We start from the raw sequence: 11,371 nt of genomic DNA on the forward strand, positions 1-11,371 counted from the left end.
TCATGACCGCGACGTCTTCCGTCACCGCCGAATCCGCAGCCTCCGCCGAGCCTTCCGCGGCGGCCCCTGCCGGCCATGCGACGCCCGCCGCCGCCCTGCTGCTGCCGCAGCGCCCCGCCCTGCTCGGCCGGGCCGGCTGGGTCGCCGTGCTGGCGGCGCTGACCGCCGCCTGCGTGCTGCTGCCCGCGTTGAACCTGCTGGTGCCCGCCGGGCATCCGCTGCACGTGGACGGCTACTGGATCAGCCTGCTCGGCAAGTTCTGCTGCTACGCGATGTGCGCGCTGGCGATGGACCTGATCTGGGGCTTCGCCGGGATCCTGTCGCTGGGCCACGGCCTGTACTTCGCGCTCGGCGGCTATGCCATGGGCATGTACCTGATGCGCCAGATCGGCACCGACGGCCAGTACCGCAGCACGCTGCCGGACTTCATGGTCTTCCTCGACTGGAAGGAGCTGCCCTGGCACTGGACCTTCAGCGACAGCTTCCTCGCGACGATGCTGCTGGTGCTGCTGGTGCCGGGCGGCATCGCGTTCCTCTTCGGCTTCTTCGCGTTCCGCTCGCGGATCAAGGGCGTGTACTTCTCGATCATCACGCAGGCGATGACCTACGCCGCGATGCTGTTCTTCTTCCGCAACGAGAGCGGCTTCGGCGGCAACAACGGCTTCACCGACTTCAAGCGGCTGCTCGGGCTGTCGATCACGACGCCCGGCATGCGCATGACGCTGTTCGTGCTGAGCGCGGTGGGGCTGGTCGGCTGCTATCTCGGACTGCGCTGGCTGACTCGCGCAAAATTCGGCCGCGTGCTCAGCGCCGTGCGCGACGCCGAGTCGCGGCTGATGTTCTGCGGCTACTCGCCGCTGCCCTACAAGCTGGCCGCGTGGGTGCTGTCGGCGCTGATCTGCGGTCTGGCCGGCGCCTTGTACGTGCCGCAGGTCGGCATCATCAACCCCGGCGAGATGAGCGTCGCCAACTCGATCGAGATCGCCGTGTGGGCCGCGGTCGGCGGGCGCGGCACGCTGGTGGGGCCGATCGTCGGCGCCTTCGCGGTCAACGGCGCGAAGAGCTGGCTGACGCAGTTCGCGCCGGAATACTGGCTCTACCTGCTTGGCGCGCTGTTCGTCGCCGTCACGCTGTTCATGCCGGACGGCATCGCAGGACTGGTCAGGCGCAAGCTGGGCGGCAAGTCCGGCAAGAACGTGGAGACGAAGGCATGAGCCCCGACCTGCTCGAGCAAGGCGAGGAGCGGCTGCGCGCCGCCAGCGGTCCCGGTTACGGTCGCGTCGTGCTGCCGGGCCAGCTGGACCTGGCGCATGGCCGCATCCTGTACCTGGAGGACGTCTTCGTCAGCTTCGACGGCTTCCGCGCGATCAACGGCCTGTCCATCGACATCGCGCCCGGCGAGCTGCGCTGCATCATCGGCCCGAACGGCGCGGGCAAGACCACGATGATGGACATCATCACCGGCAAGACCCGGCCCGATTCGGGCACGGTGTTCTTCGGTGGCACGATCGACCTGCTGCGCCACAGCGAGGCCGAGATCGCGCAGCTCGGCATCGGCCGCAAGTTCCAGCGCCCGACGGTGTTCGAGGCGCTGAGCGTCTACGAGAACCTCGAACTTGCGCTGCAGGGCTCGCGCGCGCTGCGGGCCTCGTTGTGGGGCGTGCTCAGCGGCGCGCAGCGGGACCGGCTCGCCGAGGTGCTGACGCTGATCCGCCTCGACGACCAGATGACGCGCGCCGCGGGTCTGCTGAGCCACGGACAGAAGCAGTGGCTGGAGATCGGCATGCTGCTGGTGCAGGACCCGAAGCTGCTGCTGCTCGACGAGCCCGTAGCCGGCATGACCGACCAGGAGACCGAGCGAACGGCAGAACTGATCCTCACGCTGAAGGGCAAGCACAGCATCATCGTCGTCGAGCACGACATGGGCTTCGTGGACCGGATCGCGGAGAAGGTGACGGTGCTGGCCGAAGGCTCGGTGCTGGCGGAAGGCACGCTCGCCCAGGTGCAGGCGGACGAACGAGTCATCGAGGTGTACCTTGGACGTTGAACTTCAGGACCGGACCTCGACGGTCCCTGCCCTCGCCCCGATGCTCGAAGCGACGGGCATCCAGCAGTACTACGGCGGCTCGCACATCCTGCGCGACGTGTCGGTGAGCGCGTCGCCGGGGCGCATCACGGTGCTGCTCGGTCGCAACGGCGTGGGCAAGACCAGCCTGCTGAAAAGCCTCATGGGCCTGGTGCCGATCCGCGCGGGCCAGGTCACGCTGGCCGGCGCGGACATCACGCGCGCCACGCCCTACCAGCGCGCACGGGCGGGCATCGGCTACGTGCCCCAGGGCCGCGAGATCTTCGCCCGCCTGACTGTCGAGGAGAACCTGCGCATGGGCCTGGCGAGCAAGCCCGGCGGCACGCCGATTCCGGAGCATCTGTACGCGCTGTTCCCGGTGCTCAAGCAGATGCTGAGGCGGCGCGGCGGCGATCTGTCCGGCGGCCAGCAGCAACAGCTCGCGATCGCGCGGGCGATGGCGGCGTCCCCGAAGCTGCTGATCCTGGACGAGCCCACCGAAGGCATCCAGCCCAGCATCATCAAGGACATCGGCCGCGTCATCCGACGTCTGGCCGACGAGGGCCTCGATGGCCACCCGGTCGCGATCCTGCTGTGCGAGCAGTACTACGACTTCGCGGCGGAACTGGCCGACGAGTTCCTCGTCCTCGAACGCGGGAGCGTGATCGCGCGGGGGAACAACGCGGACATGCAGACCCCGGAGATCCGGGGTCTGGTGGCGATCTGACGGTCAGACCCGGCGGCGCTTCGGGCGACCGCGGGTCATCGCCCGCCCGGCTCGCCTCGCGTCACGGCAGAGGTTCCGGCGGCGCCCGCGGCGGAGGCCGCGGCGGACCGTTCAATGATCCAGCGCTCGGTCGCCGGCTGTCTGAAGAACCGCGCCCACGCCAACGCGTCATGACCGGAGGGATCACGCCGTTCCAGGTCGCCGCCCTGCTCGACGAACCAGGCCAGCGCCCCGACCTGGCCGCGCGCGGCCGCCAGCATCAGCGGCGTCTCGCCGCGACTGGCAGAGGCGGGTTCATGCAACGGCGCGCCGGCGTCGCGCAGCAGCTCCAGACAGGGCATGCACCCCGCCTGGGCGGCCATGTGGGCCGGTCCCCAGTCCCACATGTTGCGCATGTCCAGCCGAGCGCTCGCTGCGATGAGGCGCCGGGCCAGATCGCTCCGGCCGCGGTACATCGCCAGCAGCAGCGCGGTGTCGCCGCGCTGGTTCGGGCTGGTCTCGTTCACGTCGTTGACGCGGGCCCCGGCCGACAGCAACACCTCGACCACGTCGCCCTGCCCCTGTGCCACCGCCTGCATCAGCAGCGAGCGGCCGTCCGGGAGGCGCAGATCCGGATCCGCCCGCTGCGCCAGCAGCCGGGCCGCCGCGGCGCTGTCGCCGTGCCGCACCGCCTCGATGAGTTGCTGGTCGCGGAAGCCCTCGACCGTCAAGCGGTGGAAGCGCTGTCGCCAGTCGTCCGCCAGATGACGGGTCGGTCGCAGCGTGGGCAGGCCCGACGGACCTGCCTCGAACGCGCGAATGGCCCAGCCGACCGCACCGGCCGTCGACGCAAGGACCATCACCAGCACGACGACGTGTGAGCGTTGCGGTCGGCTCAGCGCTCCTGCCGGTTCCTGCATCGCAAAGCGCCCGCGCCGATGCGCGAGCGCACGCAGCAGCCGTGATCCCATCGACTCCCCCTGGGACACCCCCGGCAGGTCCGGGACGACGACCACCGGCTCCCCGAGCGCGGACACCACGACGAGTTCATGGCGCTGATGGCGACCCGTGCCCGACGCGCGGCGGCGGGTCCAGGCCAGCGGCTGCCCCAGGGGCCGGCATCGGGACCTGATCGCCGAGCCCACATCCAGCGTCAACCCGTCGCTGTCGACGACCAGGCGCCAGCGTCGTGTCGCGAAATGCGCGGCGGCCGCGATGGCGCCCACGGAGCCGGCGAGGGCCAGCAGGGTGACCGGTGCGGAGGCGATGCCCGCCTCGTCGAACGCGGTCCGGGCGGCCGCCGTCAGTGCGCCCGCCAGGGCCGCGCACAGGACCGCACCGACGCGCCAGCGGGTCCGGGTGAACGCCGCGACCCAGCGTTCGCCATCCTCCAGCAGGCGCATGGCGGGCACGGGCGCCGCCGGCTGGCGAGCCAGCACGCCCGGATCGAGACGGACCTCGTCGCCGACTCCGTACGCAGCCACGCGCACGGCGGGCGTCTCGGGCTCCACGGCCTCGCACTCGTCCACACCTGGCGAAAGATCGATGTGGAGGTCCGACGACGATGACAGCGGCAGCGGCGGCAGCTGCGCGAGCTCGGGCCACGGCCCTTCCTCGCCGGGCAGTGGGAAATACAGGTCGACGCGATGTTCCTCGGGCTCGCCGTCGTCGAACCCTTCAACCAGCACGCGCCAGCGTCGCGTCAATCCCTCTCGCAGGGTGCCGGTCGGCAGCGCCGACGGCGGCAGCAGGAGCCGCGTCCTCAGCAGGATGGGGGCCGGCGCCGCCGCTCGGCCCGCGACGGCCGCCGTGGCCGACGTGGTCGACGTGGTCGATGTTGCCGATGGAGCCGATGGAGCCGATGCGGCCGATGCGGCTGGCAGCGGCACCAGCAGGGCGCGCTCCTCGAGGTCGGTCTCCGGCGGCAGGCCGCTGGCGGACAGGTCGAGGCCGAACTGCTGCAGACGGATCCGCAGCTGCTCCGCGTGCTGCACGCGCGCCGGCAGCACCTGCAGGCGAAGCTCCAGTTCCGGACCCGCCGGCGTGTCGCGCAGCCGGTACTTCAGGGGACGCGCGCGGCCATCCTTCGCCGCCGTCTCCGCGACGAAATAGGCGGGCACACGCGGCGCATTCACGCGGTGCGCCGCGGCTTCACCACGGCGATGCGGTCGCCGACCGCAGTCATCGGCCCGACGACCGCGGGATGTTGCGCCACGGCGGCGCGCAGACCTTGCTGGTTCATTCGCTCCCCCTCCTGGACGCCCGCCATCGGTCCATGGTCGTCTTCGGACGGCGGGCGCGCGGATTATGGAGCGCCTCCCCTGCAACTTCCTGCCTCACGGCGGCCCCCGTGAGGGGGATGGACGGCTCGAGGCCGGTTCGGACGCGCCGCGGCGGCTTCAATCCGCCTGGATCTTCGCCGCGCTGATCACCTTGCCCCAGCGCTGGAATTCCGCATCCGAATGGGCCTGCAGCTGCTGCGGGTTCATGTAGTCCGCGGTGGCGCCGAGCTCGGCGGCCTTCTTCTTGAACTCGGGGCTGGCCATGATCTTCTGGATCTCGGTCGTCAGCTTGTCGACCACGGCCTGAGGCACCTTGGCTGGCGCGAAGACCGCGAACCACGAGCCGGCGTCCAGATTGGGCAACCCGGCCTGCGTGGCGGTCGGCACGTCGGGCAGCGAAGACAGCCGCTCCTTGCCCGTCACCGCGACCGCACGCAGCTTGCCCGCCGCGATGAAGGGCATGAACGGCGGCGGCGTGCCGAAGGTCAGGTCGACCTGGCCGCCCAGCAGGTCCTGCAGCGCCGGGCCCGTGCCCTTGTACGGGACGTGGATCATCTGGATGCCGGCCTGCTGCTCCAGCATCACGCCGGTGACGTGCTGCAGCGACCCGTTGCCCGAGGACGCGAACGACAGCTTGCCGGGGTTCTTCTTCGCGTAGGCGATGAGTTCGGCGGTGGTCTTCGCGGGCACGCCCTCGCGCAGGACGATCAGCTGCGGCGCGGTCAGCACGTTGGCGACGGGTCGCAGATCCTTCAGGTCCCAGGCTGCCTTCTGGATGTGCGGCGTGATCACGTGGTAGCCGGAATACTGCATCAGGATGGTGTAGCCGTCCGGCTCCGCGCGCTTGGTGGCGACCGCGGCCAGCGCGCCGCTGGCGCCGGAGCGGTTGTCCACCACCACCGTCTGCCCCAGCGCCTTGCCCAGCGGCTCGGCCAGCATGCGCGCAGCGATGTCGGTGGTGCCGCCAGGCGCGGCGCCGACCAGCATGGTGATGGGCTTGTTCGGGTAGGCCTGCGCGTGGGCGGCGGTCGTCGGCGCCAGCGCGGCGACGGTCGCGATCAGCACAGCGGCGGGAGCGGCCACGGCGAGGCGGCGGCGGATTCGGTTCATGGTCTTGTCTCCGGGGAAGCCGCTCGACGGCGGCGTTGTCGTGAAGGTGAAGCGGGAAAAAGCTCAGGCGTCGCGGGCCAGCGCGCGTTCGCGGATGGCGTCGAAGTCGCGCGGCCGCGGGTGGAGGTCCAGCCGCCGGCCGGCGCTGACGATCTGGCTCGGCACCGGGTGGCCGATCAGCGGCGGCAGACGCTTCGCCGCGGCGATCAGGCGTTCGAGATCCACGCCGGTGTCGCAGCCCATGCACTGCAACGCATGGACGATTTCCTCGGTGCAGACGTTGCCGGTCGCGCCCGGCGCGTACGGACATCCGCCGATGCCGCCCAGCGACGCGTCGAAGCGGTCCGCGCCGGCGTCGATCGCGGCGATCACGTTGACCAGGCCCATGCCGCGCGTGTTGTGGAAGTGCAGCGTGAGCTGGGCCTCGGGCCAGCGCTCGCGATAGGCGCGGACCAGCGCGACGACCTGCGTCGGATAGGCCATGCCGGTCGTGTCGCACAAGGTCACGCCGCGCGCGCCGAGGTCCTCGAGGAAGTGGCCGCACCAGCCCAGCACCGTCTCGAACGGCACGTCGCCTTCCATCGGGCAGCCGAACGAGCAGGACAGCGAGACGTTCACCGCGATGCCGGCCTGGTGCGCCATCGCGGCGACCTCGGCCAGGCCGGCGAAGGACTGCTCGCGCGTCATCCGCAGGTTGGACAGGTTGTGGCTCTCGCTGGCGGACATCACCAGGTTGAGCTCGTCGGCGCGGGCCTCGATGGCGCGCTCGGCGCCGCGGACGTTGGGCACCAGCACCGTGTAGATCACGCCCGGTTGGCGGGTGATGCCGGCCATCACCTCGGAGGCGTCGGCCAGCACGGGGATCGCCTTCGGCGAGACGAAGGCGGTCACCTCGACCTTGGCGAGACCGGCTTGCGACAGCGCGTCGACCAGCGCGATCTTGTCGGCGGTCGGCACGAAGGTGGTCTCCGACTGCAGGCCGTCGCGGGTGCCGACGTCCTGCATGAAGACGCGCCGTCCGGCGCCGGTCCAGACATCGGACGGTGCGCGGGCGGCGGCGCCCGTGATGGAAGAGGACGCGGAGGAAGAAGGGGAAGCAGACATCGCGGGGCCCTCAGGAAACGATCTTGCGTTCACGGAGCGCGGCGATCTGTTCGGCGCTGAGGCCGATCTCGCGCAGCACCTCGTCGGTGTCGCCGCCCAGTCGCGGCGCGGCGCGGCGCACGGCGCCGGGGGTGCCCATCAGCTTGGGCACGATGCCCGGCACGTCGAGTTCGTGACCGTCACGCGTCTGCTGCCTGATGATCATGTCGCGGGCGCGGAAGTGCGGGTCCTCGACGATGTCCTGGGCGGTGTAGACACGACCGGCGGGCACGCCGGCCTCGCCCAGCGGCGCGAGCACTTCGTCGACGGTGCGCGTCGCGGCCCAGGCGCCGATGGCGGCGTCGATCTCCTCGACGCGGGCGACGCGACCGGCGTTGTTGGCGAGCGCCTCGTCGCTGGCGAGGTCCTCGCGGCCGATGACCTGCATCAGCCGCTTGAAGATCGAATCGCCGTTGCCGGCGATCAGTACGACGCCGTCCGCGCAGGGGTACGCGTTCGACGGCGCGATGCCGGGCAGCGCGGAGCCGGCCGGACCGCGCACGGCGCCGAAGGCACTGTATTCGGGGACCAGGCTTTCCATCACGTTGAGCACCGCTTCCGTGAGCGCCACGTCGATGACCTGGCCTCGGCCGCCATTGACCTTGCGGTGATAGAGGGCGGTCAGCACGCCGATCGTGCCGTGCAACGCGGCGAGCGTGTCGCCGATCGAGATGCCGCAGCGCACCGGCACGCGGCCGGGTTCTCCCGTCAGGTGACGCAGGCCGCCCATCGCTTCGCCGATCACGCCGAAGCCCGGCAGGTCGCGGTAGGGCCCCGTCTGTCCGTAGCCGCTGATGCGCAGCATGATCAGGCCGGGGTTGGTCTTCGAAAGCTCTTCATGCGACATGCCCCAGCCCTCGAGGGTGCCAGGTCTGAAGTTCTCGATCAGGACGTCGGCTTCGGCGATCAGCGCGCGGGCGATGTCCTGCCCGTCCTTCTGTCGGAGGTCGAGGGCGATCGAGCGCTTGTTGCGCGACTGGACCTGCCACCAGACGGAGGTGCCGTCCTGGATCATGCGCCAGTTGCGCAGCGGGTCGCCGCTGCCGGGGGCTTCGATCTTGACCACGTCGGCGCCGAAGTCGCCGAGCGTCTTCCCGGCGAACGGACCGGCGATCAACTGGCCCATCTCGACGACGCGCAATCCTTGCAGCGCCTGCAAACCTTCCATGGCTGGATGCCTCCTTGTTGTGGAGACGGATTCTGGGAAGGTCCGCCTCCGGGTGGAATGCCGGAGTGGCGGCGCCAGCTTTCACGGATCGCGAAAGCGGGATGGGGTTGCCCCCTAAGTCAGGGTGACGAGCTGCTGGTCGATGAAGGCGATCTCCTGCTCCGGCACACCCGCAGCGTCGGCGTAGACGGACCAGAGCTGGCAGGCCTCCCGGACCTCGTCGATCACACGCTGGGCCTGTCGAACGCCGAATCGATCCGCAACGATGAGAAGGTCCGAAAGCTCGATATTCTTGAACTTCTCGTTGACGGACATCAAGTGTTGATGGGTCCACTCCCCTTTCGGGTTGTGGGCGAACGTGAGGTCGTAGGCGGGCGCCAGGCGCCATGCCATCTCATCCTCTGGAAGGATGAAGCTCAGGTTCTTCACGTGGTCATCGCAGTTCATGCCGACGACATTGAAGACCATGCGCCGGAAGCCTTCAACACGGTCTTCGTACGGAAGGTCCAGTTGATCCATGGTGAGGAAGAACTGCTCGTAGGAATGGACGCCCTTGAGCTTGTAGTCCAGGTGCTGCATCGCGCAGAGCGTCTGCACGTGATGTCGACCCGAACTCCCATGCCGATCAAAGCGGCGGGTCATGAAGTGCGCGCGGCCGTTCTCCTCCAGCAGGTCGCAGTCACTCATCCGTATGCCGGCGGAGCGCGCCATCAAGTGATAGGCGAATTCGATGCGTCCGTAGTTCTGCGAAGCTCCCAACTCCTTGTCGACACCGACGCCGTCGAACTTCAGCAGCCAGTGCTCGAAACCCGCCGGCGCGTCCACTTGTCCTGAGCGCAATTCCTTTGTCTGCGGATCGATGGCCACCACGGCCTTGGCGCGAGCACCGCCCGCCGAGGTACCGACATCGATGATCGAACGCAGCGCGGCACTGGTGTGCTCGTCATCGTCGATGGCGCCATGGACAGCCTCGCGAGCCACCAGCACCAGCTTGCGCATGTCGATGGCACTGGCCTGCTGGGTGCGCGGACCGCGCACCGGCTTGAAGGTCAGCGCCCCCATGGCCCGGGTGCCCATGTAGGCGAGGCGATCCAACGCGGAGACCTGCGAGGCGGACATGCCTTGCCGGGCCATGTAGCTGTTGATCAATGCATTCCCGAAGTCATCAGGAAGCGCATCGGCGAGCAATGCCGGCAGGCGCTTGTACGTGTTGACCGGAAGATCCGGGAAAAGATAAACGTCCTGCGCGTTGAGCGGCATGTGCAGCGGTGCCAGCTCGATGCCTGTCCCGCGAAATGCCGGGTCATACGCGAACGCGTAATACCCGTAGGTCGGATCGAGCGCCGCCACGCCGACGAGCATGTCCCACAGGTGGACTTCGACGCGATCAACGGGGCTGTACGGCATAGGGAAAGAAAGCTACTTGATCCCTGCGCGACGATTGGCGACGAATGTCAATTTCCGAGCCTTCTCCTGCGCCTGCTTCACGCTCGTCGCGGTTGCCCGCTGTCGCTGGTTGCTCCTGCGAGGCAGGTTCAGCGGGTTGATCGTCGGCACAGGCGCCATGGCGTCGAACCACGAGTCGCGCCCCAGCGCACGCATCACCGCGAGCAAGGTGCGCACGGTCGATCCGGCGCCCTTTTCGAGGTTGCGCAGCGCCCGGACACTGATGCCGGAACGTTCCGCGACAGTGGCTTGATCCAGGTTGCGCTGGAGGCGAAGGGCTCGGACCTTTTCGCCGATGCCCTGCTCGATCTCATCGTCGGTGTGGATGGTGGCCATGATTCAGCTCCACGAGCGGCAGAATTCTGCCGATAAAGGCGCTATTGAAGAACTATCGGTACAAGTATGCCGATTAAAGACATCCAATGCAAATACCGCGAGCGGCAATTATCTGCCTATTGCTCTCAATAAACATGTCTATAGGCAATTTTCTGCCGATTGCAGACCAACTCTTTGGTTCTTGAAAAAAGGTCTCTGGGGGGGAGCCCTCAAGCGGGGATCACAAGCACAGGTGATCGATGAACACCCGCACATGCCTGGGCAGCGCGTCGAGGTCGCGCACGCCGATGAGCAGCGTCCGGTCGGACCAGTCCTCGTCGAGTCCCACGCGCCGCAGGTTCAGCGGCTTGAGCAGCGGTTCGACCGCCACGTCCGGCAGCACCGCGATGCCCATGCCCGCGGCCACCATGCGGCACATCGCGTCGAAGCTGCGCACCTGGATGCGGTTCTTCAGGCGCCGGCCGAGCTTCTCCGTCTCCATCTCCAGCCGCTTCTGCAGCGAGGTCGCCTTCGCCAGCGTCACGAAGTCATGCTCGACAGCCTGCTCCCAGCGGACCGCCCTGCGCTTCGTGAGCGGATGTCCCACCGGCGCCACCAGCACCAGCCGGTCGTGCCGGTAATTCAGGACGTGCAGGCCCAGCGCCGGCGTGCGGTCCGCGAAGATGCCCAGGTCCGCGCGGCCGTCCAGCACCGCGACCACGATCTCGTGGCTGTCGGCCTCGTCGAGCTCGATCCGGATGCGCGGGTTGTCGCGCACGAAGGCGGACACCTGCTCCGGCAGGAACTGCGTGACCGCCGAGGTGTTGGCCCACAGCCGCACGACGCCGGTCAGGCCGGACGCGTAGTCGGACAGGTCGGCCGTCATCTGGTCCACGTCGCTGAGGATGCGCTGCGCGTGCTGCTGCAGCGCCAGGCCCGCCGGGGTGAGCGTGACGCCGCGCGAATGGCGCTCCAGCAGCGTCGTCCCCAGCGAGTGCTCCAGGTCGCTGAGGCGCTTGCTGGCCGCGCCCACCGCCAGCGCGGCCAGCGCCGCTCCCTTGCTGATGCTGCCCGTGCGGGCCACCAGGCTGAAGAGCGACAGCGAGACGAGATCGACGCGATGCAGGTTCATGGCC

The 11,371-nt window shown here is 69.0% G+C and carries 10 protein-coding genes; 3 read left to right on the top strand and 7 right to left on the bottom strand.

The genetic code is table 11. From position 1 onward, the window contains the following. The first annotated feature begins 2 nt into the window (after positions 1–2). Genes urtC through urtE form a run of 3 tightly spaced genes read left to right on the top strand, consistent with a single transcriptional unit; the run spans position 3 to position 2,792 of the window. A complete protein-coding gene (gene urtC, locus PV762_RS08270; RefSeq protein ID WP_421034557.1) occupies positions 3–1,214 on the top strand; it encodes an urea ABC transporter permease subunit UrtC in 1,212 nt (403 codons plus the stop codon). Beyond that, positions 1,211–2,047: an urea ABC transporter ATP-binding protein UrtD gene (urtD, locus tag PV762_RS08275; protein WP_421034558.1), complete on the top strand. Its 837-nt coding sequence runs from the start codon at positions 1,211–1,213 to the stop codon at positions 2,045–2,047. Before urtC ends, urtD begins: the two co-directional genes overlap by 4 nt. A gap of 40 nt (positions 2,048–2,087) precedes the next feature. After that, entirely contained in the window at positions 2,088–2,792 is a 705-nt protein-coding gene (urtE, locus tag PV762_RS08280; protein WP_421034826.1) for an urea ABC transporter ATP-binding subunit UrtE, read from the top strand. 35 nt (positions 2,793–2,827) lie between these two features. Here urtE and PV762_RS08285 read toward each other — a convergent pair whose 3' ends face one another. From PV762_RS08285 to PV762_RS08315, 7 genes are all read right to left on the bottom strand, one after another. After that, on the bottom strand, positions 2,828–4,906 hold the full coding sequence (locus PV762_RS08285; RefSeq protein ID WP_421034559.1) for an ankyrin repeat domain-containing protein: 2,079 nt from the start codon (positions 4,904–4,906) through the stop codon (positions 2,828–2,830). Between the two features lie 264 nt (positions 4,907–5,170). After that, positions 5,171–6,163, bottom strand: coding sequence for a Bug family tripartite tricarboxylate transporter substrate binding protein (locus PV762_RS08290; RefSeq protein ID WP_421034560.1), 993 nt, complete (start codon positions 6,161–6,163; stop codon positions 5,171–5,173). Between the two features lie 63 nt (positions 6,164–6,226). Further along, positions 6,227–7,267 carry a hydroxymethylglutaryl-CoA lyase gene (locus PV762_RS08295; RefSeq protein ID WP_421034561.1) on the bottom strand — a complete coding sequence of 347 codons (1,041 nt, stop codon included), beginning with the start codon at positions 7,265–7,267 and terminating at the stop codon, positions 6,227–6,229. Positions 7,268–7,277: 10 nt separating this feature from the next. Continuing rightward, on the bottom strand, positions 7,278–8,474 hold the full coding sequence (locus tag PV762_RS08300) for a CaiB/BaiF CoA transferase family protein (protein ID WP_421034562.1): 1,197 nt from the start codon (positions 8,472–8,474) through the stop codon (positions 7,278–7,280). Positions 8,475–8,588: 114 nt separating this feature from the next. Further along, positions 8,589–9,881, bottom strand: a complete 1,293-nt coding sequence (locus PV762_RS08305) for a type II toxin-antitoxin system HipA family toxin (protein ID WP_421034563.1) — start codon at positions 9,879–9,881, stop codon at positions 8,589–8,591. Between the two features lie 12 nt (positions 9,882–9,893). Beyond that, positions 9,894–10,256, bottom strand: a complete 363-nt coding sequence (locus PV762_RS08310; protein ID WP_421034564.1) for a helix-turn-helix domain-containing protein — start codon at positions 10,254–10,256, stop codon at positions 9,894–9,896. 220 nt (positions 10,257–10,476) lie between these two features. After that, complete coding sequence (locus PV762_RS08315) at positions 10,477–11,367, bottom strand: LysR substrate-binding domain-containing protein (RefSeq protein WP_421034565.1); 891 nt, start codon at positions 11,365–11,367, stop codon at positions 10,477–10,479. Positions 11,368–11,371 lie beyond the last annotated feature (4 nt).

The organism is Mitsuaria sp. CC2 (assembly GCF_048957715.1).
Taxonomy (GTDB): domain Bacteria; phylum Pseudomonadota; class Gammaproteobacteria; order Burkholderiales; family Burkholderiaceae_C; genus Roseateles.